The following is a 23778-nucleotide window of genomic DNA, read 5'->3' as shown; positions in this document are numbered from 1 at the left end:
GCGGGGCGCCTCGTCCCGGCCCGCGGTGGGCGGTGCTTCCCGGGGTGCTTCTCGCGGTGCTTCCCGGGGGGCTTCCCGGGAGGCTTCCCGCGCGCGGCGCTGAGCTGGAGATGTCACGTCAGAAGGCTATCCGGCGGCCGGACCGAACGAATCGCCCGTCCCCCGCGTCGAACGTGTGTGGACGGCCGGACAGCGGGGAGGGAACCGCACGGACGGCCTGAAACGTTCATGTTCCGACGCCACTGGGGTCCCGTGCGTCTATCCTCGTCATACCTCCGCGGTGGGAGCGGCGCCTCCGCCGCTGCTCCCTGGCCGAAGTCCAAGTCCGGAAGGGACGGTTCCGTTTCGTGAGCCTGGTCGCCAATCTCCAACGGCGGTTCGCGCACCTGGTGCGCGAGCTCGCGAAGTTCGGCAGCGTGGGCGCCATCGCGTTCGTGATCACTGTCGCGCTCGGCAACGTCCTGCACACCGGCCTCGGCATGGGCCCGCTGACCTCCAACGGCATCGCCACGGTCGTCGCCACCACGTTCTCCTACCTGGCGAACCGCTACTGGACGTTCCGGCACCGCGACCGCACCGGCCTGACCCGCGAGTACGTGCTGTTCTTCGCGCTGAACGGGATCGGGCTGGTGATCACCGAGCTGTTCATCGGCTTCACCCGCTACGTGCTGGACATGTCCGGCGCGCTGCCCTACAACGTCTCGCTGGTGATCGGCACCGGGGTCGCCACGCTGTTCCGCTTCTGGTCGTACAAGAAGTGGGTGTTCCTGCCGACGAGCGCGCCGCAGGTCGACCCGGCCTCGGGGCTGCCCGAGGCGCCGCACGACCCCTCCCGCGGCGAGGTGCCCGACGGGCGGCCCGGCGCGCACCGGGCGGGCGGCCGCGACGCCGCCTCCCCCCGGCTCGGGCACCCGCTCGACGCCCACCCCGCCGAGGACTACGCCCAGGTCACCCCGGGCAACTGAGGCCGCCGCGGGTCTCACGCGGGCCGCGGGTCTCACGCGGGGCCGATGACCACCCGTTCGGACGCGAGCCGCGCGTCGGTCGCCTGGCGGAGGAACACCCCGAACACCGCCGGACGGGCCTGGACGAGTTCCAGCCGTCCCCCGTCCACGGCGGCCAGCGAGCGGGCGAGGTAGAGCCCGAGCCCGGTGCCCTTGCCGCCGCTGACGCTGCGCTCGAAGATGCGGGGCTCCAGTTCGGGCGCGATCCCGGCGCCCTCGTCGCCGACCTCGACGACCACCGATCCGGCGCCCGGCTTGGTGTTGATCGTGACGGTGCCGGAGCCGTGCATGAGCGAGTTGTCCAGCAGCGTCGCGACGATCTGGGAGAGGCCCTCGGGGTTGGTGACGCCGACCAGGCCCTGCTCGCCGGTCATCCGGACGTCGCGCCCGTCCCGGCGAAAGATCGGCCGCCACTCCTCGACCTGCTGGGCGATGATGTCGTCGACCGGGGACGCGACGGCGCCGCCGGTGCGGTCGTGGCGGGCGCGGGCGAGCAACTGCTCGACGACCGCGACGAGCCGCTCGGCCTGCGCGACCGCCGCGACGCCCTCCTCCCGGACGACGTCGGGGTAGTCGGCGGCGTCGATCATCTCCTCCAGCCGCATCGACAGCGCGGTCAGCGGGGTGCGGAGCTGGTGGCTGGCGTCGGAGGCGAACTCGCGGCTGGCGGCCAGCAGGTCGGCGATCCGGACGGCGCTGCGGTCCAGCACCTCGGCGACGCGGTCGACCTCGGGGATGCCGTAGCGGCGGCGGCGCGGGCGCGCGTTGCCGGTGCCGAGCCGGTCGGCGGTCTCGGCGAGGTCGATCAGCGGGAGCGTCAGCTTGCGGGCCTGGAACATCGCGAGCCCGACCGTGACGGCGACGCCGAACAGCGCGAGGCTGCCGATCAGCGCGAGCAGCCGGAGCGACTCGTCCTGCACCTCGGCGGCGGGGCGGTACACCCGCACCCGCACGTTCCCGCCGGACGCGGCGGCGGTGAGCATCCGCTCGGAGGCGTCGGGACGGCCTCCCGCGACGATCGTCCGGCCGTCGGGCAGCGTGATGACGATGTCACGGCCCGGGTACTCCTGGGCGATCTTGTCGCCGGTGAGGGGCTGGCGGGTCTGCAGGCTGTAGCCGACGCCGCCGACGATGGAGACGGCCTCCCGGTTCAGCGCCTGCCCGGCCTCCTCGTAGATGAGCTTTCGGGTGGCGAAGGCGAGGGGGATGCCGAGCAGCAGTATCGCGACGACCGCCACCGCGAGCGTCGACAGCAGGAGTCGGCGCCTCATCAGGGCTCCTTGGAGGGTGTGGCCACGGCCGCGCGAACACCGCCCCGGGCCTCTCGGGAAGGCCCGGGGTGCCGCCGCCGGCCGTGGCGGCGGGGACTAGTCGCCGCGTTCGAACCGGAAGCCGACGCCCCGCACCGTGGTGATGTAGCGGGGGCTGCCGGCGTCGTCGCCGAGCTTGCGGCGCAGCCAGGAAATGTGCATGTCGAGGGTCTTGGTGGAACCCCACCAGTTGGTGTCCCACACCTCGCGCATGATCTGTTCGCGGGTCACGACCTTGCCCGCGTCGCGGACGAGGACGCGCAGCAGGTCGAACTCCTTGGTGGTGAGCTGGAGCTCCTGCTCGCCCATCCAGGCGCGGCGCGACTCGGCGTCGATCCGCACCCCCTGGACGATCGGCGTCTCGGTGCTGCCGCGGCGCAGCAGCGCCCGCACCCGGGCGAGCAGTTCGGCCAGCCGGAACGGCTTGGTCACGTAGTCGTCGGCGCCCGCGTCCAGGCCGACGACGGTGTCGACCTCGTCGGCGCGGGCGGTCAGGATCAGTATGGGGACGCCATGCCCCTCGGCACGCACCCGGCGGGCCACTTCGAGGCCGTCCAGCTCGGGCAGGCCCAGGTCCAGGACGATGAGGTCCACACCGCCGCCGAGCGCCCGCTCCAGGGCCTGCGGTCCGTCCGGGCTGACTTCGACGGTGTACCCCTCGCGGCGGAGCGCGCGGGCGAGAGGCTCGGAGATGGACGTGTCGTCCTCGGCGAGCAGTACTGAGGTCATGGACCGATCGTATGACCATTCTTGAACATTGCCCGGTCGCCGCCGCGCTCTTGACCTGCGGTTTGCCACTCGTAGTACATCCTCGAACACCACTATTCCCGGCTGAACCGGGATGTTGCCGTCAAGTCGCCCGCCGCCCTTGTGGCGCGTGGTCGCCGTGGTGGTGCCGTGCGGTCAGCCGAGTACCGCGACGCAGGTGCCGGGAAGGGCCAGCGTGACGGTCCGGGAATCGCCGTTGACGTCCGGTTGAAGGTCGATCGCCGGGTTCGAGGCCAGCAGCAGCCGGCCGCCGGGGACGTCGAGGCGGACCGGACGTTCGCCCAGGTTGGCGGCGAGGTGGACGCCGCCGCGCCGCATCGTGAGCCAGCGGTCGCCGGTCTCGACGGCGGGCGCGGAGGGGTCGTTCAGCTCCGGTCTCGCACGGCGGAGCGTGATCAGCGCGCGGTGCCATTCGAGCATCTCGCGGTGCGGCCGCGCGGCGGGCTCGGACCAGTCGAGCACCGACCGGCGGAAGGTTTCCACAGCCTGTGGATCGGGGACGTCGTCCGCCCAGCCGTGCCGGGCGAACTCCCGGCGGCGCCCCTCGCTCACCGCGCGGGCGAGGTCCGGGTCGCGGTGGTCGGTGAAGTAGCACCAGGGGGTGGAGGCGCCCCACTCCTCGCCCATGAAGATCATCGGCGTGTACGGCGCGAGCAGCAGCAGGGCCGCGCCGATCTTGAGGAGGTCCGGCGGGAGCGACGCGCCGACGCGGTCGCCGGACGCGCGGTTGCCGACCTGGTCGTGGTTCTGGAGGAAGCCCACGAACCTGTGCGCGGGCGTCGTTCGGAGGTCCACGGGGCGGCCGTGGTGCCGCCCCCGGTAGGACGACATCGTCCCGTCGTGCACGAAGACCTTTGTCAGGGCCTTCTCCAGGGTCTCCATCGAACCGAAGTCGCAGTAATAGCCCTGCCGTTCTCCGGTGAGCGCCGCATGCAGGGCATGGTGGAAATCGTCATTCCATTGCGCGTCGAGGCCATAACCGCCCGCTTCCCTGGAGGTCACCAGACGCGGGTCGTTCAGATCGGATTCGGCGATGAGGAACAGTTCCCGTCCCAGGTGCGCGGAGAGCGCGTCCACCTCGCGGGTCATCTCCTCCAGGACGTGGACGGCGCTCTGGTCGCTGATGGCGTGGACGGCGTCCAGGCGGAGCCCGTCCAGATGGAAGTCGCGGAGCCACATCAGCGCGTTCTGGACGGCGAAGGCGCGGACCTCGTCCGAGCCCTCCTGGTCGAAGTTCACCGCCTCGCCCCAGGGCGTGGTGTGCGCGGCGGTGAAGTACGGGCCGTAGGACGCCAGGCGGTTCCCGTCCGGGCCCAGGTGGTTGTAGACGACGTCCAGGACGACGGCGATGCCGTGCGCGTGCGCGGCGTCGACGAAGCGCTTCAGCCCGTCGGGGCCGCCATAGGGCTCGTGCGGCGCCCACAGGTGAACGCCGTCGTATCCCCAGCCGTGCCGCCCCGGGAAGGACGCGACCGGGAGCAGTTCCACGGCGTCCACCCCCAGGGCGGCCAGGTGGTTCAGGTGTTCGGTGGCCGCGTCGAAGGTGCCTTCGGGGGTGAACGTGCCCACGTGCAGCTCGTAGAGGACGCTGCCGGGGAGCGGGCGTCCATGCCAGCGGTGGTCGGTCCATGCGAAGCGGTCGTGGTCGTAGACGCGGCTCAGACCGTGCACGCCATGCGGCTGCCACCGGGAACGCGGATCCGGCAGCGCCTTCTCCGCGCCGTCCAGCAGGAAGCCGTAGTCGGTGCCGTGCCCGGCCGACGGGACGTCGGCGAACCACCAGCCGGGACGGCCCTCCACGGCGGCCATGGGATGCGGGGCACCGGCCGCCGTCACGGCGACGCGTCCGGCCGCCGGTGCCCACACCTCGAACCTCACCTGTCCCTTGCGAGGGGAAGACCCCCCACACCCCCCGGTAACTGCGCTCATCTGTCGATCGCCCGCGGAACGAGCAGCGCCACGGGCAGGTGCGCGAACAGGTCGGCGGCCTCCAGTTCCGGGCCCCACAGCGTGGCGCCGGTCAGGACGTCGCGCCAGCCCACGCTTCCGACGTCCAGGGTCGTCCCGGCCCAGCCGCCGCGCCGCTCCAGCCCGACCGGCAGCCGGGTCGCGACCACGACCGCCTCGCCCCGGGCGAACGCCACGACGTGGTCGGCGGCGGGCCCGCGCGCGGCGACGGGCTCGTGCCGCGAGCCGGGGCCGAACCAGCCGGGCCGGGACCGGCGCAGCCGCAGCGTCCGGGAGGTGACCAGGAGCTTCTCGTCGTCCACCTCCTTCGGCCGCCGCCCGGTGTCGAGCCGGAGCAGCTTCTCGCGGCGCCGCCCGTAGTCGACCGGCCGCCGGTTGTCGGGGTCGACGAGCGCGAGGCCGGTCAGCTCGCAGCCCTGGTAGACGTCCGGGACGCCCGGCATGGCGAGCTGCACGAGCTTCTGCCCGAGCGTGTTCACCCGCGCGTAGGGGGCGAGCCGCCGCACGAACGACGTCAGGTCGGTGAGCAGGTCGGGGTCGGCCAGCACGCGCCGCGCGTACGTGAGGACGGCCTCCTCGTAGGCGGGGTCCTGGTCGATCCAGGAGGTGCTCGTCTTCGCCTCGCGCATCGCCTTGGTGAGGTACTCCGTCAGCCGGTCGGGGGTGAGCGGCCACGCGCCGACGAGCGTCTGCCAGAACAGGTACTCCAGATCCGGTTCCATGGGCGAGGCGCCCGGCCCCCACCAGTTCCACCACCGGTCGACGGCCTCGGCCCACTCACCCGGAAGCTCCGCCAGGACGGCCAGCCATGCGCGCACGTCCTCCTCGCGCTTGGTGTCGTGCGTGGACAGCGTCGTCATCGTCAGCGGCCAGTCGCGCGCGAGCCGTATGCAGTGCGAGTGGAAGTCCGCCTGGCCGACGGAGAAGCGCCCCGGGTCGCCGCCCACCTCGTTCAGAGCGGCCATGCGGTTCCACCGGTAGAATGCGGTGTCCTCCACGCCCTTGGCCGCCAGCGGCGCCGTCGTCTGCTGGAACCGGACGATGAACTCGGCGTCGGAGACCTCGCCCCGGCCCAGGGCCAGGTCCACGAGCGTCTCCAGGTCGCCGTGCAGCTCCCGGGGGAGGTGGAGGCGGGCGCGGTTGGCGGCCTCCTCCAGGACGTCCACGGCCCGCTGGGGCGCGTCCTCGCCGGGCACGACGTACGCGCGGTAGACGGGCATTTCCACGAGGAGCTCGACCAGCGCCCGCTCAAGGCCCGGACGGTCCGTCCCGGCGACCCGGCGCAGGACGCGCACGAGCCGGTCGACCTCGGGCTTCAGGGCGTGCCTGGCGGCGTGCAGCCGGCCGCCGCGCGCGACGCCCGCGAACGTGTCCGGGCCGCCGGTCAGCGACGCGTACAGGTCGGTGAGCGGCTTCTCCCCGTCCGGGTCGACGAACAGGCCGCCGACCATCCCGAGCGAGTCGTAGCCGGTGGTGCCCGCGCAGGGCCAGTCCGGCGGGAGCCGCTCCTCGCCCTCGGTGATCTTCTCGACGACGATCCAGCCCTCCGGCGCGACCTCGGCCAGTCGCCGCAGATAGCCGCGCGGATCGGCGAGCCCGTCGGGGTGGTCCACGCGGAGGCCGTCGACCAGGCCCTCCTCGATCAGCTCGCGCGGCAGCCCGTGCGTCCGCTCGAACACCTCCGGGTCCTCCTGGCGGAGCCCGATCAGCCCGGAGATGTCGAAGAACCGGCGGAAGTTCGGCTCCCCCTCCCCGGGCGGGACGAGGCGTCCGCCGCCCGCGTCCCAGTCGACGTCGAACCACGCCGCGTGCGCGGACTCCGGCCCCCGCGCGAGCACGTCGGCGAGCGCCGGGCTCAGGTCGCGGCGCTCGGGGAAGGCCATGTGGTTGGGGACGACGTCCACGAGCAGGCGCAGCCCGTGCGCGCGGAAGCGGGCGGCCATCGCGCCGAACGCCTCGGGGCCGCCCAGTTCCTCCGACAGCCGGGTGTGGTCGACGACGTCGTAGCCGTGCGCGGACCCGGGCGCCGCCTGCGAGATCGGCGACAGGTACACGTGCGACACGCCGAGCGCCGCGAGATAGGGGGCGAGCGCGGCGGCCTCGGCGAAGCCGAAACGGCCCTCCGGCGTGCCGCGGAGCTGGAGCCGGTACGTTCCGGACGGGGGCGCGGTGAAGTGTTCCTCCGCCGCGACGGCCTCCTCGGCCGTGTGTTCCTCGGACACGATTTCCTCTGGGGGTTTTTCGTCGGGGAGCGGTCGGTGCGGGAGCGGCGCGTCGGGGAGCGGCGCGCCGGGCACCGGTTCATCGGGGAGCGGTTCATCGGGGAGCGGTTCGCCGGGGAGCGGTTCGCCGGGGAGGGGCGCCTCGGGGGCGGGCACCGCGGCGGCGGGGGCGCCGTCAGACACGGCACGGCGGAGCTGAGCCAATGTCCCACCCTTCCGTCCGATGCGACGGAAGCCCTTCCCCGTGAGGGGTGGCTCACACCGGTCAGGGGCCCCCTGGCCAGAACCGACAAGCGTGGGTTACCTTAGGGGAGCCTAACCTTATTGAGGGGGCCCTAACGCCGCAGGTCAGGGGCCCACAGGATCGCCTGATGGCCCGCACGGGAGGTACCCCCACCGGCATGTACGTCTGCATCTGCAACGCCGTCACCGAGGACGACGTGTACGGCTGCATGGCGGGCGGCGCCTGCACCTCGGCCAAGGATGTCAAGGCGGCCTGCGGCATGTTGCCCGGTTGCGGCTCCTGCACCAAGCGGATCCACGCCATGGTGAGCGAGTTCCGCACCGCGAGCGATCTCGCGGACGCCCTCACCGGCGGGCCGCACCCCCTCACCGCCGTCCCGGAGACCACCGTCCCCGAGACCACCGTGCCGGGGCCGATCGCGGCGGAGTCGATCGCGTCGGAGCCCGAGCGCGGCAAGAGGGGAGCGGCGCCGCCCACAGCCGCCTGAGCCCGGTCTCCGGCACCCGCACGGCCCGCCCGTCACCGGGGCGGACACGCGCCGTGCGGGGGTCAGTGCTGTCCACCGGTCGCGCGGCGTGGAAGCATGGGGCGATATGGAAGGCGACAAGGACATCATCGCGCTGCTGAACGAGCAGCTCACGGCCGAGCTGACCGCCATCAACCAGTACTTCCTGCACTCCAAGATGCAGGAGAACTGGGGCTACACGCGGATCGCGAAGCACACCCGGGACGAGTCCATCGACGAGATGCGGCACGCCGAGCGGCTCACCGACCGGATCCTGTTCCTGGAGGGGCTGCCGAACTACCAGAAGCTCGGCACGCTGCGGATCGGCCAGACCGTCTTCGAGCAGCTCGAAGCCGACCTCCAGGTCGAACTGGAGGCCGTGGCCCGGCTGCGCCCCGGCATCGACCTGATGCGCTCGCGCGGCGACGTCACCTCCGCGCGGATCTTCGAGGACATCCTCGCCGACGAGGAGCAGCACATCGACTACCTGGAGACCGAGATCGGGCTCGTCCGGGCCCTCGGCGAGCAGAACTACCTCCAGCGCCTCACCGACGCCCCCGGCGAGGGCGGCCCCAGCCCCGTCTAGACAGCCGCGCCGTCCCGGTGGGGCACGCGGCCGCGCGTCGCCTCACCCGGGCCGGTTCAGACGCCGTCCGGGGGTTTGGGGTTGCGGCGCAGGACGTAGGGCTGGATGATCCCGAGGCCCCGCACCGGGCGCCGGACGATCCGCGTCACCTCATACGCCGGGTCCTCCTCCAGCCGCGCCGCCAGCTCCGAGTCGATCATCACCGAGCCCGGCCGGGCGAGCGAGGTCAGCCGCGCCGCGAGGTTCACCGTCGTGCCGAACACGTCCCCCATCAGCGGCAGGACGGGCCCGTAGGCCACGCCGACCCGGACGTCGGGCACCTCGGTCTCGTCCTGGATGGCCGCCGCGACCGTCAACGCGATCTCCGCGCCGACCCGCGGCGTCTCCGCGCTGAACAGCACCTCGTCGCCGAGCGTCTTGACCAGCCGCCCGCCGCAGGTGGCGATGATGTCGGCGGCGGTCTCCTCGAACCACTCCACGACCCGGGCCAGCTCGATCTCCTCCAGCTCCCGGCTGACCTGCGTGAACGACACCATGTCGGCGAACCCGACCGTGGTCATCGGACGCCCGGAGGGATCACCGCCCGCCCGGGTGGCCGCCGCCGCCATCGCGCGCGTCCCCGCCGCCGCGAGCTGCCGCCGCCACGCGTGCACCACCAGCGGCTCGAACTCGCCGATGTGCCGCTCGGCGATGTCCACGATGGTGTTCAGGGCGCTCTCGGACGCCTGCTCCCCCGGCTCCGGCGCGAGCATCCCCCGCAGCAGGTTCACCTGCCACTCGGCGAGCCGCGTCATCGTCTGCCCGAACGCCCGGACGAGCCGGATCACGCCGTCCTCGTCGAGGACCCCCTCCTCCATCAGCTCCCGGATGCGGCACAGCGCCGAGATGTCACCCTCGGTGTAGGCGATGGCGTCGTCGGGCATCGACGGGTACCCGAACGCCCGCCACAGCCGCCCGGAGAACTCCCGGGTGACCCCCGACAGCCGGACGGCGTCGACCCGCGTGTAGCGCAGCTCGCCACCGAGCAGGAGCTCTTCGATCTCCTTCGGATCCGGCAATCCCGCTGCCATCCGCCCGCCCCTCAGTCCACCGGCATGGGCCCCGCCTGCGACGATATGACCCGGCACCACGATATATCCGTGCAGATCCGGAGGCTGTCGGGTGTTCCCACCAATGTTCACCGAACGTGGACGACGTCCCCCGCGCTGACCGTCGTCTCCCCGCGCGGGCCGTCCACGACGAGGCGGCCGGAGCCGTCGATGTCGCGCGCCGTCCCGCTCAGGGTCCCGCCTCCGGGCATCTCGACCCGGACCTCCCGGCCGAGCGTCACGCACAGGTCCTTGTAGGCGGTGCGCAGGCCGCTGGTCTCCGGGTCGCCGCCCAGCGCCGTCCACTCCCGGTACCAGGTCTCGAACCCGCGCAGGATCGAGCGCAGCAGCGGCGCCCGGTCGCTCAGCGGCGCGCCCTCGATCGCCAGGGACGTGGCCGTCGGCACCGGCAGCTCGGACTCCCGCAGCCCCACGTTCAGGCCGACCCCCACGACGAGCGCGTCCCCGGCCTTCTCCGCCAGGATCCCCGCCAGCTTCCGGTCCCCGACCAGCAGGTCGTTCGGCCACTTCAGCCGCGCGTCCACCGCCACGTCGCCGCCCTCGCCCGAGGACTCCGAGAACGCGGTCATCCGCCGGACGGCCGTGACCACCGCCACCCCCGCCAGCAGCGGCACCCACCCGAGCGAGGACGCGGGCACCTCGGGCCGCAGCAGCACCGAGAACATCAGCCCCGACCTCGGCGGCGCCGCCCACCGCCGTCCGAGCCGCCCGCGCCCGGCGGTCTGCACCTCGGTGACCAGCACCGTCCCCTCCGGCGCCCCGCCCCCGGCCGCCGCCGCGAGATCGGCGTTGGTCGATCCCGTCTCGGGCACCACCCGCACGTCCCGCCACAGCCCGCCCGGCCGGACGAGCGCCCCCCGCAACGCCCCCTCGTGCAGCGGCGGCCGGTCGAGATCCCCATATGAGCTCATGGGTTCATACTGCCGTGTTGTTGCATTGCCCTCGGCGTCGGTCGCTGGCGCTCCCTCCTTCAACGGGCAATGCGTGCGATCGCTGGCATCGCTCCGAACTCGCCTGGCGGCTCGCTGCGCGATCAGGTCCTCGCTTCGCTCGTACCTGCCTTCGGACGCGATCGCGACGGTTCCTGGTCGTCGCGTGGCTGGGGTCCCTGCTGCCGGTGGTCCTGTCCGCGGTGCGATTAGGGTGCGGGGCATGGACGGTGTGAGCGTTGCGCGGGACGGGCATGTGGTGGAGATCGTGCTGGACCGGCCTGAGGCGTTGAACGCCTTGTCCACGGCCATGGCCCGGCGGTTGGCGGCGGTGTGCCGGGAGGTCGCGGACGACCCGTCCGTGCGGGCCGTGGTGCTCTCGGCGGCGGGCGAGAAGGCGTTCTGTGTGGGGGCCGACCTCAAGGAGCGCAACGGGATGAGCGACGCGGAGATCTACGCGCAGCGGCCGGTGTTCCGGGCCGCGTTCGGCGGGGTGCTCGGGCTGCCGCAGCCGGTGGTCGCGGCGGTGCACGGGTACGCGCTCGGAGGCGGGTGCGAGTTCGCGCTGTCGGCCGACATGATCGTCGCGGACGAGACCGCCGTGTTCGGGCTGCCCGAGGTGGGCGTCGGGCTCGTGCCGGGCGGGGGCGGGACGCAGCTCGCGCTGCGCAGGCTCGGCCCCGGGCGGGCCGCCGACCTGGTGTTCACCGGGCGGCGCGTGAAGATAGACGAGGCCGTGGCGTACGGGCTCGCCGACCACCGGGTGGCCGCCGGGACGGCGCGCGAGGAGGCCCTCGCGATCGCCGGGCGGATCGCGCGGAACTCGCCCACCGCCGTCCGCGCCGCGAAGCGGGCCATGCGGCTCGGCGGGGGCGTGGGGCTCGACGCCGCGCTCGACCTGGAGGAGAACGCCTGGCGCACGGCGGCGTTCTCCCCCGACCGCCGGGAGGGCATCGCGGCGTTCAACGAGAAGCGGACGCCGAACTGGTCCTAGTCCAGCGTCTTCGCCAGGTGGACGACGTGGCGGCCGCCGATGTCCTCGCGTCCGCCGGGGAGGTAGCCGAGCGACTCGTACAGCGCGATGTTCCTGGTCATCAGCTCGTTGGTGTACAGGCGCAGCGCGGGGAGCCCCAGGTTGCGCGCGTGGTCCTCGGCGAAGGCCAGCAGGCTGCGGCCGATGCCCCGGCCGTGCCGGTCGGGGGCGACGGCGACGTTCTCCACCAGCAGCACGCCGTCCTCGGGCACGAGGACGATCAGGCCGTCGGGGCCTTCGCCCGTGACGAAGACGTTCCCCGCGTCGATCAGCGCGGCGTAGTCGGCGTCCATCGGCAGCGGGCGGGCGCCGATGACCTCGACCCAGGGCGCGTAGGCGGCCTGGACGATCCGCTCCACGCGGGCGCGGTCGTCCGGGGCGGCGGCTCTGATCGTCGCCATCAGCCGGTGTTCTGGAGCCCGGCGGCGACACCGTTCACCGAGAGCAGGAGCAGGGCCTCCAGATGGGCGCGCTCGCCCTCGTCGGTGACGTCGCCGGAGCGCAGCGCGGACAGCGCGCGCAGTTGCAGCAGCGACAGCGCGTCCACATAGGGGTTGCGCAGTTCGACGGCGCGCGACAGCACGCGGCGGTTCTCCAGCAGCCGGTCGTGACCGGTGACCGCGAGGACGAGCGAGCGGGTGCGGTCGTACTCGGCGAGCACGGCCTCCGACAGCTCCGGGCGCTCGCCGAGGGCCAGGTAGCGCTCGGCGATCGCGCGGTCGGACTTCGCGAGGCTCATCTCGGCGTTGTCCAGCAAAGTGTTGAACAGCGGCCACGCCTCGTAGGCCTCGCGGAGTTCGGCGAGGTCGCGGCCGTCGCCCGAGACGGCCGCGAGGCCGCTGCCGAGCCCGTACCAGCCGGGGAGGTTGACGCGGGTCTGCGTCCACGCGAACACCCAGGGGATGGCGCGCAGGTCCTCCAGGCCGCGGGCGGCCTTGCGGCGGGCGGGGCGGGAGCCGATGCGCAGTTCGGCGATCTCCTCCAGCGGGCTGACCCGCGCGAACCAGGACGCGAAGCCCTCGGACTCGATCAGCGCCCGGAACGACGCCTTGGCCGCCTCGCCGATCTTGTCGGCGAGCGGGCGGAACCGGGCGGCGGCGTCGCGGGCGCGGTCCTGGACGGCGCCGGTGGAGGCCAGCAGCACGGCGCTGGTCACCTGCTCGACGTGGCGGCGCGCGATCTGCGGGTGGCCGTAGCGGGCGAAGATGACCTCGCCCTGCTCGGTGACCTTGAAGCGGCCCGCGACCGAACCGGGCGCCTGCGCGAGGATCGCGCGGTTGGCGGGGCCCCCGCCGCGGCCGAGCGAGCCGCCGCGGCCGTGGAAGAGCGTCAGCCTCACGTCGTGGTGCGCGGCCCACGCGGTGAGGGCCTCCTGCGTGTCGTAGAGGCGGAGGGTGGCGCTGGCCGGGCCGAGCTGCTTGGCGGAGTCGGAGTAGCCGAGCATGACCTCCAGCCGGCGTCCCGTCTCCTCCAGCCGGCGCCGGACGGCGGGGATCTCCAGCATGCCGTCGAGGACGTGCGGGGCGCGTTCCAGGTCCTCGCCGGTCTCGAACAGCGGGATCACGTCGAGGACGGGGGCGCCGTCGCCGAGCGAGGCGGCGAGCGCGTGCACGTTCGCGATGTCCTCGGCGGACCGGGTGAACGACACGATGTAGCGGTGGCAGGCCCGGACGCCGAAGCGCCGCTGGATCCACGCGACGACGCGGAGCGTGTCGAGGATCTCCTGGGTCGTCTCGCTCTGCTCGCCGCCGCCGTCCACCTCGGCGAGGGCCTTGGCGTGCAGTTCGGAGTGCTGGCGGATCTCCAGTTCGGCCAGGTGGAAGCCGAACGTCTCGACCTGCCAGATGAGCTGCTGGACGCGCCCGTAGGCCTGGCGGGCCGCGCCCGCCTCGGCGAGGGAGTCCTGGACGGTCCGCAGGTCGGCGAGGAGGTCGTCCGGGGAGGCGTAGGCGAGGTCGGCGTCGCGGACGCGGGTCGCCGCGACGCGCGCGGCGGCGTAGAGCAGGAACTGGCGGTGCGGCTCCCCCGGCGACCGCTTGGTCATCTCCTCGATCCGGGCGGGCTGGGCGGTGCGCGCGGCGGCGAGGGCCTCGCGCAGCGCGGGCGAGGCCGGGGTCGTGGCCTCGTGCACGGTCAGCTCCCGCCCCACCCGGGCGCACGCGGCCTCAAGGGCGCGCAGGACGTGCTCGGACTGGATCATGACCGCGTCCCGGGTGACCTGGGCGGTCACGTACGGGTTGCCGTCGCGGTCGCCGCCGATCCAGCTCCCGAACCGCAGGTAGGGGCGGGCCATCGGGGGGCGGGTGCCGGTGCCGTCGCCCTCCAGCGCCCGGTCGAGCGACCGGTAGACCTCCGGGACGACCCGGAAGATCGTCTCGTCGAACGCGGCCATCGCGGTGCGGACCTCGTCCAGCGGGTCCATCTGGGTGCCCCGGCGCAGCGCCGTCCGCCAGAGCAGGTCGATCTCCTCGCGGAGCCGCCGCTCGGCCTCCTCGCGCTCGCCCGCGCCGGGCCCCGCGTTCAGCCCGGTGAGCAAATCGCTGATCCGCTGGATGGCGGTGACGACGGCGCGGCGGCGGGCCTCGGTCGGGTGCGCGGTGAAGACCGGGCGGAACTCCAGGCCCTCGATGACCTCGGCGAGCCGCCCGTCGGCGGACGAGGCGCGGATCTCCTCCACGGCCGCGGCGACCGACCCGGGGACGGCGCCGCCGGTGTCGCGTTCCCGCAGGGTCCGGATGCGGTGGTGCTCCTCCGCCAGGTTGGTGAGGTGGAAGTACACGGTGAACGCGCGGGCCACCTGCTCGGCACGTTCCAGCGTCCAGCCGTCGACGAGCGCCGCGACCTCCTCGATGCCCGTCTCGCCCCGGCGGGCGGCGATCACGGCCCGGCGGAGCCGCTCGACGTCGTCCAGCAACTCCTGGCCGCCGTACTCGACCAGGCCGTCGCCGAGCATCGCGCCCAGCAGCCGGACGTCGCGGCGCAGCGGTTCCGGCATGTCCTGGCGGAGGATGTCACGTGTCTTAGCCACCCGCCCAGCGTAGTGAGCGGGCCGCCCGGCCCGCCCCGCCGGACCCCGGGCACCGCTCCCGGCTCCTGTGGGGGCGCCCCCACACCCCCGGGACGGGCCCGGTCCGCCCGTGCGGTTACTCTGGCGCGCATGGCGATGCAAGCCCCTGACCCCTCGGCGGCCCCCGACGTCCACACGACCGCGGGCAAGATCGCGGACCTGGAGCGGCGGCGGTCCCAGGCGGTGCACGCCGGGTCCGCGCGCGCCGTCGAGAAGCAGCACGCCAAGGGCAAGATGACGGCCCGCGAACGGGTCGCCGCGCTGCTGGACGAGGGCTCGTTCGTCGAGTTCGACGAGATGGCGCGGCACCGCTCCACCAACTTCGGGATGGAGAAGGACCGCCCCTACGGCGACGGGGTGGTCACCGGGCACGGCACCGTCGACGGGCGCCCGGTCGCGGTCTTCAGCCAGGACTTCACCGTCTCCGGCGGCTCGCTCGGCGAGGTGTTCGGCGAGAAGATCTGCAAGGTCATGGACCACGCGGTGAAGGTCGGCTGCCCGGTCATCGGCATCAACGACTCCGGCGGCGCGCGGATCCAGGAGGGCGTGGTCGCGCTCGGCCTCTACGCCGAGATCTTCAAGCGCAACGTGCACGCCTCCGGCGTGATCCCGCAGATCTCGCTGGTCATGGGCCCGTGCGCGGGCGGCGCCGTGTACTCCCCCGCGATCACCGACTTCATCGTCATGGTCGACAAGACCTCCCACATGTTCATCACCGGCCCCGACGTGATCAGGACGGTCACCGGGGAGGAGGTGAGCATGGAGGAGCTGGGCGGCGCGCACTCGCACAACTCCCGGTCCGGGGTGGCGCACTACCAGGGCTCGGACGAGGACGACGCGATCGGCTACGTCAAGGCGCTGCTGTCCTACCTGCCGTCCAACAACCTGTCCGACGCGCCGGTGTTCGACGCCCCCGCCGACCCGTCCGAGCTGGACGAGGAGCTCGACGCCCTCATCCCCGACTCGCCGAACCAGCCCTACGACATGCACACCGCCATCGAGCACGTGCTGGACGACGGCGAGTTCCTTGAGGTCCAGGAGAAGTTCGCGCCCAACATCATCGTCGGGTTCGGGCGGGTCGAGGGCCACTCGGTCGGCGTCGTGGCGAACCAGCCGATGCAGTTCGCCGGGACGCTCGACATCGCCGCCTCCGAGAAGGCCGCCCGGTTCGTCCGGACGTGCGACGCGTTCAACATCCCCGTGCTGACGTTCGTGGACGTCCCCGGCTTCCTCCCCGGCACCGACCAGGAATGGAACGGGATCATCCGGCGCGGCGCGAAGCTGCTGTACGCCTACGCCGAGGCGACCGTCCCGCTGGTCACGGTGATCACGCGGAAGGCGTACGGCGGCGCCTACGACGTCATGGGCTCCAAGCACCTCGGCGCCGACGTCAACCTCGCCTGGCCGACCGCGCAGATCGCCGTGATGGGCGCGCAGGGCGCGGTCAACATCCTGTACCGGCGCGAGCTGGCCGCCGCCGACGACCCCGACGCCCGCCGCGCCGAGCTGGTCACCGAGTACGAGGACACGCTCGCCAACCCCTACATCGCCGCCGAGCGCGGCTACGTCGACAACGTGATCAAGCCGTCGGAGACGCGCGGGCAGGTCGTGCGGGCGCTGCGGGCACTCCGGGAGAAGCGCCGGACGCTGCCGCCCAAGAAGCATGGGAACATCCCACTGTGACCGTTCCGAGGGGGTTCCGGTGAGCGACGACAGGCCCGAGCGGCCGTTCCTCCAGATCGTGCGGGGTGAGCCGTCCGCCGAGGAGGTCGCGGCGCTCGTCGCCGTGCTGACCGCCCGCGCGCGGGCCTCCGCCCAGGCGCCGGACGGCGCCGACACGCCGCGGCCCTCCCGCTGGGCCGACCGCTCCCGGCTCGTCCGGGGGACGGCGGCCGGGGTGGCCACCCCGCGCGGCCCCGGCGCCTGGAAGGCCGCCGCACTACCGCGCTGAGCACGGCACCGGGGGACGGCGAGGGGACGACAAGGGGGATCTCGGCACCTCACGGGCACGCGAGGTGACGGCGCCTAGGGACATGTAACCGTGGTTCGCGCCCAGTGAGGGCTCCGGCACGAATAAGGTGGAAGGCCATGGCCACCTCGGAGTTCGTCCCACAGCCCGCGCGATACGCCATATTCGTCGACGCGGGATACCTCTACGCGGCCTCCGGGGCCCTGCTGCTCGGCTGCGGTTCACGGCGCGAGTACCGGGTCGCCGCCGAGAAGCTGATCAAGGCGCTGACCAGCCATGCCGACGACAAGCTGCTCGGCGAGCTGCTGCGCGTCTACTGGTTCGACGCCGCGCCCAAGCGGCAGCCGACCGTCGACCAGCGGGTCATCGCCAACCTGCCGCTGGTGAAGCTGCGCCTGGGCAACCTGAACGCGCAGGGCCAGCAGAAGGGCGTGGACGCCCAGCTCCGCGCCGACCTGGAGGCCCTCGCCCGGCACCGCGCGATCACCGACGCGGTGCTGCTCGCCGGCGACGAGGACATGCTGCCCGCCGTGGAGGCCGCGCAGCGCTACGGCGTCCGCGTGCACCTGTGGGGGGTCGAGCCGACGCACGGCTCGAACCAGGCCGAGTGGCTGGTGTGGGAGTCCGACACGGTCGAGGTGCTGCCCGCCGACTTCCTGCGCCCCTACTTCACCAAGGCCAAGGTGCTGCCCGTCCCCGCGCCCGGCACCGCCGCCGCCGTCCGGGACGCCGCCGACGCCGCCGCCGCGCAGCGCGCCACGCCCGCCGTCCCCTCGCCGTCGCAGGTGTTCGCAGGACGCCCCCCGGCGATCAAGCCGGCCCCGGCGCCCGCGCGCACCCCCGTCCCGGTGGGCGCGGCCCCCGCGACGCCCGCCACCGTCGCCGCGTCGATGAACAACGCCGCTGCCGCCGCCTCCGACGGCAAGCTCGGCCCCGACCGCGACCACATGCTGGAGATCGGCGAGCATGTCGCACAGAAGTGGATCTTCGAGCGGGGCCGCGACAACATCCGCGACCTGCTGCCGGGGCCGATCCTGCCGCCCGTCATCGACAAGGAGCTGCTGATCGAGGCGGAGAAGGAGCTCGGCGGGTCGCTGCGCCCCTACCAGGAGGCCCGCACCTGGCTGCGGGACGGCTTCTGGGAGCGCGTCTACCGCGAGTTCGGCATCGGGATCGGCAAGTCCGACTGACCCGGCGGGGCGTCGCGGCCGCCGCGACCGCGCCCTGCCCGCCGCCTGCCCGCCGCCTGCCCGCCGCCTGCCCGCCGCCTGCCCGCCGCCCGCACGCCGACACGTCTTGCGATTACTCGGACACGCGGAGTCGTGCGCCGGTACAGTCCCCGCCGGGAAGGGGGACCCGCGCATGCGACGACGATCACCTGCCGCCGCGCTCGCCGTGGGCGTGCTGGTCGTGGCCGCGGCACTCGCCGGATGCGAGTCGCCCGTCCCGTTCCACCCGCCGGGGGAGGGGCCGGCGGACGGCCCGGTGGTGGACCTCGGCGGGGCCGCGCCCTACGTCCGGACGAGGCCGCCCGCCGCCACGGGCGCCCCGGATCCGGAGGCGCCCCTGCCCTCGCCACCGCTCGGCGGCGGCGCGACCGGCGGTGCGCCGGTCCGGCCGAGCACCTCGCCGGTGCGGCTCTACGTCGCGAACGGGCCGGTGATCGACGTCATCGACCCGGTGACGGCGCGGATCGTCCAGCGGATCGGCGCGGGCCCGGCCACCGCGCGGGTCGTCCCGTCCTTCGACCTGCGGCGGCTGTGGGCGACCGACCTCGCGCACGGGACGCTGACGCCGGTCGGCCCGCGCAGCGGCGCGCGGGGCCGCGCGGTCGCCGCCACCGAACCCGCCGGCCTCTACTTCACCCCGGACGAGCGGGACGCGCTCGTCCTCGCCGGGCGGGCGCGGCGGCTCGACGTCCGCGACCCGCGCACGATGCGCCCCCGCCTCTCGGTGCCGCTGCCCTGCGCGGCCGCACACGCCGACTTCACCCCGGACGGGGCGTCCCTCCTCGCGAGCTGCGCAGGAGCGGGGCGGCTCCTCCGGGTGGACGTCGCGCGCCGCCAGGTCACCGGGACCATCCGGCTGCCGGACGGCGCGCGGCCCGGTGACCTGCGCCTCTCCCCCGACGGTGCGCGCTTCTACGTCGCCGACCCGGCCAGGGGCGGGGTGTGGGTGATCGCCGCCCGGCCGACGGTCGGGCCGCCCGGGTTCGTGCCGACCGGGCCGGGCGCGCGGGGCCTCGCGCTCGACCGGGACGCGCGGCGCCTGTTCGTCGTCGGCGACGCCGCGCTGACCGCGCTCGACCTCGCCGGAGGCGGCGTCGCCGCGCGCTGGCCGCTGCCGCGCGGCGGCTCACCCGCGCCGGGCGGCCTCTCGGCGGACGGCGCGGAGCTGTGGCTCGCCGACGCCGCCGGCATGGTCTACGCCGTGTCCACCCGGACGGGCCGGACGCTCCGCCAGGTATGGGTGGGCGGACGCCCGTCGGCGCTGCTCGTCCACCCGCAGCCGGGGCGGTACTCGCTCGGCGGCACCGGCCTGTACCGGTGAGCCGGCGCCGGTGGGTCAGCGGGAGCCGACGCGGTGCCAGCCTGGCAGGAGCTCCTCGACCAGCGCCTCCGTCTCGGGCTGGAGCCCGCCGAACATCGGGTCGTGGGCGATCCGGGAGCGCATCTCGTCCACGATGACCCCGATCTGCGCGACGTCACCGGACGCGTGGGTCGCGCGGAGCAGGTCGCGCCACAGGCCCTCGTCGTCGGGCGCGAGCCGCAGCCCGGCGCGGGCGGCGCCGACCGCGCCGTGCGGGTCGCCCTCGTCCAGCCGCAGCACGACGAGCCGGTGCGCGACGTCCACGACCCGCGCCGCCGCCTCGTACTCCAGGTCGTGCGAGGCCAGCCAGGAGTAGCGGCCGCGCGGGCGGTCGGCGAGCAGCGGGCCGCGCACGAGGTCCAGCGCGTAGGACATGTAGGCGGCCTCGGAGGCGGGCTCGGCCGCCGACCGCCACACCAGCCAGCGGAACACCGCGAGGTCGACGCGGACCTCCGAGCCCAGCTTGATCCGCCCCCGGTCGTCGTAGTACAGGTTCGGGCGGCCGCGCGTGTCGCGGCCGAGCCAGTCCGACACGCGCGCCACGGACGCGTCGCGGACGGCTGCGGTCACCCCGCGCGGCCAGATCGCGCCGGCCAGCACGGTCGGGTGCACGCCGTTCGGATGCGCGGCGAGGTAGACCAGCAGCTCGGTGCACAGGTCGCGGCGGTCCTCGTCCATCGGCCCGGGCGCCTCGACCTCGATCGGGCCGAGCAGCCGCACCTGCGCCGAGGACCGCTGCGCGGCGGGCGGCTCCTCGCCGCCGGCCGGCTCGGGCAGCGGCACCGCGTCGAGCCGCCCGGCGGTCCGGAACAGCTCGAACACACCGTGGTAGTGCTCCTCCGGGACGAGCTGCGCGGCGACCTGGAAGCCGAGGACTCCGGCGTGCAGGCGCCCGGCGGCGTCGATGTCCCACGTCCAGGTGGCGCCCTGCACCTCGCCGGGGACGATGTAGCCCGCCGCCATCCGGGTGCCGGTGCGGGCCAGCGCGACCAGCCGGTCGGCCTCCTGCTCCGACGGCGGGTCCGCCATGATCAGGTAGTGCGGCATCCACGCCTCGCCGAACACGCCCCGGCTCCGCCCGGTGAGGACGGAGTCGACGCCGGAGGCGGCGAGCGCCTGCCGCACCTCCTCGGTGCGGCCCTCCAGCTCCGGCATCGCGTCGGCGAGGTTCGGGACGGCGCGGATCCGGTCGGGCGCGATCTCCGCCATGCCCTCGCCGAACTCCGTCCCGAACCCGACGAGCGTGATCCGCATGTGGTCGGACCAGCGGTTGGTGGCCAGCTCCAGCGCGATCGCGGCGAGCGCGGCGCGGCGGGTGTCGGCGGGGCCGCGCAGCGCGATCAGGCCGTGCGCGGCCTCCAGGTCGACGAGGATGCGGCCGTTGTCGTTCGTGCCGATCGACACGAGCCCGGGATAGGGGGCGAGCACGTCGCCCGCCCCGGCGGCGGGGTCGGCCGCCTCGACGGCGTCCAGGTCCTCCGCGCGCAGCCGCCACACCTGGCCGTCGTCGAACGCCTGCCAGGGCGCGGGCGGGTTGCGGTCGGCGGGCGCGATCCACAGGTCCAGGCTCTCGACGCCGAGGTGCACGCCGTAGACGGTGGGCAGCGCGCGGCCCCCGGCGGCCATGGACTTCGACAGGTGCCGCAGCCCGAGGTCGAGGAGCCGCGCGGCGGACGCGTCGGCGCCCAGGCGCAGCGCCCGCTCGACCTCCGCCGCCGCCCCCTCCGGCCGGACGGCCATGTGCCCGAACGCGCGGTTCCACATCTGGACGCGGCGCCGCCGCCCGAGCACGGTCAGCAGCCCCGCGGCCAGCAGCGAGGCGGCCGCGAGCCCGTGCGGCCAGCCGAGGTCGAACGAGCCGTCGTGCTCCTGCGCCGAGGAGTTCCGGCCGGGGACCGACGCGCCGCCGCTCCCGGCCCCGCCGGTCATCTCGCCGGACGGCCCGTCCGCGCCGCCGCCCGCGGGCGGCATCCGCCGCGGATCGGCGTGCTGCTGGGCGGGGCCCTGCTGCCCCGGGGTCTGCGGTGCTGGAGTGTGCGGTGCCGGGGTGTGCGGTGCCGGGGTCTGCGGAGCGGGGGCGTGCGACGCGGGAGGCCGCGCGGGCGCGGGCTTGGCCGGGGCGGGCTTGGAGGGCGCGGGCTTGGAAGGCGCGGGCTTGGAAGGGGCCGGGTCCTTGTCGGGGACGGCGTGCCCGTAGCGGTAGTACTCGTCCAGGTCCTGGAGGGGGATGACCTTGGCGCCCCTGGCGTCCGCCGGCATCTCCAGCACCCAGCCGGGGCGGATCAGGCTGGCGTGCGTGAGCCTGCTGCCGTCCGGCTGGACGCGGTTCTTGTTGAGGTCGTGGATCTCCTGGTAGCGGCGCCCGTCCCCGAGGCACTTCTCCGCGATCTCCCAGAGGCTCTCGTGGTGGCGGCCCTCCGGCGGCTGCACCCGGTAGATCTTGGTGGTGCGGTTCTCCGCGGGGCTCGCGGTGAGCGGCTCCGCGACGTCGCCGGGCGCCGCCGCCGGGCGCTCCGGCGCGTCCGCGACCCGGTGGAACTCCTGCGCCTGCGGCTGGGCCTGCGGTCGCGCCGCAGCCGCCGCGCGCTGCTGCGTCAGCCCGCCGCCGCCCGAGAACGCGGGCATGATGACCGACGTCGCGGTGAACAGCAGCAGCGCCGTCACCACGAGCCGGTGGACGAGCGACTGCGTCCCGCCCGCGAGCGGCACCCGCGCGGGCACGCCGACGCCCCGGATCCCCGCGTACACCTCGACGACCACGCACGCGGTGAGCTGGGCCCAGGCGAGCCACACCAGCACGACCAGCACCGTGATGAGCGCGCCCGGCCCGAGCCGGTGCGTGAGGTCGGACGCGGCGGGCATCCCGTCGGGGAGCGCCGAGCCGAAGAACGTCAGCAGCGCGTAGGGGACGCCGCCGACCAGCGCCGCCAGCGCGAGCATCGCGCCGATGCCCGCCGCGACATCGCCCGCGCTGCGCCGCCGCCCGCGCGGGGGCGTCATCCGTTGGGGCGTCCTCCGCCCGTGCCCTGTCACCATCGCGTCGCCGCCGTTCGCCGGTCCCTGGACGTCGCCGTACCAATCGTAGACACGCGAGTCATCGGTCGTCGCCTCCCGTGACGGGATGGGCCGTCGCGCTGGAGGACATCTGGAACGCCCCGAAACCGGGGATGATGCCGAGGAACTGGGGTTCGACGCGGATCTCGACGGTCACCGAGACCTCCCCCTCGTCGGCGTCGCAGCGGGACGCGGCGACCTGGTCGCGGTAGACGTCGAGCAGGTCGCACGCGGCGGCGCGGGCCCGGTCCGGCGCGAGCACGGGCTTGCCCGTGTCGCGCAGCGCCGCGGTGTCGATCTCGTTGGCGCCCGCGCGGGCCGCCTGCTCGGCCATGTCGGCGGCGCGCTGCCGGGCGTGGATCGCGAGCCCGCCGTCCACGAGCAGACCCGCGAGCATGAACACGACCGGGGTGAACAGCACGACGTACATCGCGACGGACCCGCGCCCGCGACGCGGCGCGGCGACCCGGCGGCGCAGTGCCCTCATCATCAGGGATCGACCCCGCCGTCGCCGTCGCCGCCCTCGCCCTCGCCGTCGCCGCCCCGGAAGGTGTAGGTGTCGACGGGCGCGAGCGCGCGCCCCTGGAGCCGCTTGGACCCGGGGAGCCCGATGAACGACAGGTCGCCGAGGTCGACGTCGCAGATGATCGTGACCTCGACGCGGCCGCCCGGCCGCCAGTCCCGCACGTCGGTGCTGACGGAGGGCCCGCCCGAGCACCAGTCGTGGCCGCGCAGGCCCGCCGTGGCCGCCTCCTCCGCGAGGTCCTGCGCGGACGGGGCGCTGCGGGCGATGGACGCGGCGCGCGCACCGTCCCGCGCGGCGCCGTCCACCTGGCTCTGGGCGTCCACCATCCGCCCGGCGCCCGCCAGGAACAGCAGGAACGCGACGAACAGCGGGGTGACCAGCACCATCTCCAGCGACATCGAGCCGCGCTCGCGGACGGCCCGGGGCAGGCGGATCATCGTGCGGACTCCTGGCAGGCGACGCCGTCGCCGACGTCCGGGCGGAAGCACTCGATCGGCCCGCGCGAGCGCTGCGACACGTGGAACGTCATGAACGGGATCACGCGGACCGCCTCGCCGCTCACCTCGACCCAGCGCTCGTCGTCCTCCTCGCCGGTCCGCACCTGGAGGCCGCCGAGCAGGTTGGGGCCGACCTTGCGGACGTCGCCCTCGGCCTGCCGGGACGCCGCGTCCTGCCACCCGCCGCCGACCGGCTGCGTGCGGGCGACGCGGGCGCCCGACTGCGCGGCGGCGAGCGCGACGTGCCGCGCGTGGTAGACCATCGCGAACTGCACGACGGCGAGCATCACGAAGATGAGGATCGGCGTGAGCAGCGCCCACTCCATCGACGACACCCCGGAGTCGGACCGGATCCGCCGCCGCGACTCGCGCAGCCTGCGCGTGCGGGGCCGCACGGC

The 23778-nt window shown here is 74.2% G+C and carries 20 protein-coding genes; 8 read left to right on the top strand and 12 right to left on the bottom strand.

Going from position 1 to position 23778, the window contains the following annotated elements:
- Window positions 1-347 precede the first annotated feature (347 nt).
- A complete protein-coding gene (locus tag KLI87_RS21215; RefSeq protein ID WP_214618367.1) occupies window positions 348-965 on the top strand; it encodes a GtrA family protein in 618 nt (205 codons plus the stop codon).
- Between the two features lie 32 nt (window positions 966-997).
- Here the strand turns inward: KLI87_RS21215 and KLI87_RS21210 are convergent, their stop codons facing one another.
- The 4 genes from KLI87_RS21210 to treY all read right to left on the bottom strand — a co-directional run bounded on the left by KLI87_RS21210 (window position 998) and on the right by treY (window position 7272).
- Window positions 998-2275, bottom strand: a complete 1278-nt coding sequence (locus KLI87_RS21210; protein WP_156219523.1) for an ATP-binding protein — start codon at window positions 2273-2275, stop codon at window positions 998-1000.
- Between the two features lie 96 nt (window positions 2276-2371).
- Window positions 2372-3043, bottom strand: coding sequence for a response regulator transcription factor (locus tag KLI87_RS21205; RefSeq protein WP_026402549.1), 672 nt, complete (start codon window positions 3041-3043; stop codon window positions 2372-2374).
- Between the two features lie 174 nt (window positions 3044-3217).
- Window positions 3218-4960 (bottom strand): malto-oligosyltrehalose trehalohydrolase, encoded by a 1743-nt coding sequence (treZ, locus tag KLI87_RS21200; protein WP_308166099.1) that lies wholly within the window; start codon window positions 4958-4960, stop codon window positions 3218-3220.
- A 47-nt stretch (window positions 4961-5007) separates the two neighbouring features.
- Window positions 5008-7272 (bottom strand): malto-oligosyltrehalose synthase, encoded by a 2265-nt coding sequence (gene treY, locus KLI87_RS21195; RefSeq protein WP_214618365.1) that lies wholly within the window; start codon window positions 7270-7272, stop codon window positions 5008-5010.
- Window positions 7273-7643: 371 nt separating this feature from the next.
- Here treY and KLI87_RS21190 point away from each other — a divergent pair, with 371 nt between their 5' ends.
- Both KLI87_RS21190 and bfr read left to right on the top strand, forming a co-directional pair.
- Window positions 7644-8003, top strand: coding sequence for a bacterioferritin-associated ferredoxin (locus tag KLI87_RS21190; protein ID WP_214618364.1), 360 nt, complete (start codon window positions 7644-7646; stop codon window positions 8001-8003).
- 106 nt (window positions 8004-8109) lie between these two features.
- Window positions 8110-8607 carry a bacterioferritin gene (gene bfr, locus KLI87_RS21185; protein ID WP_156219525.1) on the top strand — a complete coding sequence of 166 codons (498 nt, stop codon included), beginning with the start codon at window positions 8110-8112 and terminating at the stop codon, window positions 8605-8607.
- Window positions 8608-8663: 56 nt separating this feature from the next.
- Here the strand turns inward: bfr and KLI87_RS21180 are convergent, their stop codons facing one another.
- The gene (locus KLI87_RS21180; protein ID WP_214618363.1) at window positions 8664-9677 is read right to left on the bottom strand and encodes an adenylate/guanylate cyclase domain-containing protein; all 1014 of its coding nucleotides are present in this window, start codon (window positions 9675-9677) and stop codon (window positions 8664-8666) included.
- A 107-nt stretch (window positions 9678-9784) separates the two neighbouring features.
- Window positions 9785-10627: a biotin--[acetyl-CoA-carboxylase] ligase gene (locus KLI87_RS21175; protein WP_156219527.1), complete on the bottom strand. Its 843-nt coding sequence runs from the start codon at window positions 10625-10627 to the stop codon at window positions 9785-9787.
- 241 nt (window positions 10628-10868) lie between these two features.
- On the opposite strand from KLI87_RS21175, the gene KLI87_RS21170 reads away from it, so the two are divergent.
- Window positions 10869-11639, top strand: coding sequence for an enoyl-CoA hydratase/isomerase family protein (locus tag KLI87_RS21170; protein WP_156219528.1), 771 nt, complete (start codon window positions 10869-10871; stop codon window positions 11637-11639).
- Here KLI87_RS21170 and KLI87_RS21165 read toward each other — a convergent pair.
- Window positions 11636-12079: a GNAT family N-acetyltransferase gene (locus KLI87_RS21165; protein WP_156219529.1), complete on the bottom strand. Its 444-nt coding sequence runs from the start codon at window positions 12077-12079 to the stop codon at window positions 11636-11638. The genes KLI87_RS21170 and KLI87_RS21165 overlap by 4 nt on opposite strands.
- The gene (locus KLI87_RS21160) at window positions 12079-14673 is read right to left on the bottom strand and encodes a phosphoenolpyruvate carboxylase (protein ID WP_214618599.1); all 2595 of its coding nucleotides are present in this window, start codon (window positions 14671-14673) and stop codon (window positions 12079-12081) included. The genes KLI87_RS21165 and KLI87_RS21160 overlap by 1 nt, the downstream gene beginning before the upstream one ends.
- A 162-nt stretch (window positions 14674-14835) precedes the next feature.
- Between KLI87_RS21160 and KLI87_RS21155 the strand changes: the two genes are divergently transcribed.
- From KLI87_RS21155 to KLI87_RS21140, 4 genes are all read left to right on the top strand, one after another.
- Window positions 14836-16428: an acyl-CoA carboxylase subunit beta gene (locus tag KLI87_RS21155; protein WP_156219530.1), complete on the top strand. Its 1593-nt coding sequence runs from the start codon at window positions 14836-14838 to the stop codon at window positions 16426-16428.
- Between the two features lie 19 nt (window positions 16429-16447).
- Window positions 16448-16696: an acyl-CoA carboxylase subunit epsilon gene (locus KLI87_RS21150; protein WP_308166098.1), complete on the top strand. Its 249-nt coding sequence runs from the start codon at window positions 16448-16450 to the stop codon at window positions 16694-16696.
- 137 nt (window positions 16697-16833) lie between these two features.
- Window positions 16834-17904 (top strand): NYN domain-containing protein, encoded by a 1071-nt coding sequence (locus tag KLI87_RS21145; protein ID WP_156219532.1) that lies wholly within the window; start codon window positions 16834-16836, stop codon window positions 17902-17904.
- 172 nt (window positions 17905-18076) lie between these two features.
- Window positions 18077-19264, top strand: a complete 1188-nt coding sequence (locus KLI87_RS21140; RefSeq protein ID WP_214618362.1) for a YncE family protein — start codon at window positions 18077-18079, stop codon at window positions 19262-19264.
- 15 nt (window positions 19265-19279) lie between these two features.
- On the opposite strand, the gene KLI87_RS21135 is transcribed toward KLI87_RS21140, so the two are convergent.
- The 4 genes from KLI87_RS21135 to KLI87_RS21120 form a co-directional block, all read right to left on the bottom strand.
- On the bottom strand, window positions 19280-22303 hold the full coding sequence (locus KLI87_RS21135; RefSeq protein ID WP_214618361.1) for a BTAD domain-containing putative transcriptional regulator: 3024 nt from the start codon (window positions 22301-22303) through the stop codon (window positions 19280-19282).
- Window positions 22304-22397: 94 nt separating this feature from the next.
- A complete protein-coding gene (locus KLI87_RS21130; protein ID WP_250904070.1) occupies window positions 22398-22847 on the bottom strand; it encodes a TadE/TadG family type IV pilus assembly protein in 450 nt (149 codons plus the stop codon).
- Window positions 22847-23320 carry a TadE family protein gene (locus tag KLI87_RS21125; protein WP_250904069.1) on the bottom strand — a complete coding sequence of 158 codons (474 nt, stop codon included), beginning with the start codon at window positions 23318-23320 and terminating at the stop codon, window positions 22847-22849. The genes KLI87_RS21130 and KLI87_RS21125 overlap by 1 nt, the downstream gene beginning before the upstream one ends.
- The gene (locus KLI87_RS21120; protein WP_308166097.1) at window positions 23317-23775 is read right to left on the bottom strand and encodes a pilus assembly protein; all 459 of its coding nucleotides are present in this window, start codon (window positions 23773-23775) and stop codon (window positions 23317-23319) included. The genes KLI87_RS21125 and KLI87_RS21120 overlap by 4 nt, the downstream gene beginning before the upstream one ends.
- Window positions 23776-23778: the final 3 nt, after the last annotated feature.

This window comes from Actinomadura sp. NEAU-AAG7, assembly GCF_018603865.1.
GTDB classification, from domain to species: Bacteria; Actinomycetota; Actinomycetes; order Streptosporangiales; family Streptosporangiaceae; genus Spirillospora; species Spirillospora litoris.
The sequence above is the reverse complement of the archived record's forward strand: the minus strand, read 5'-3'. Positions and strand labels throughout refer to the sequence as shown.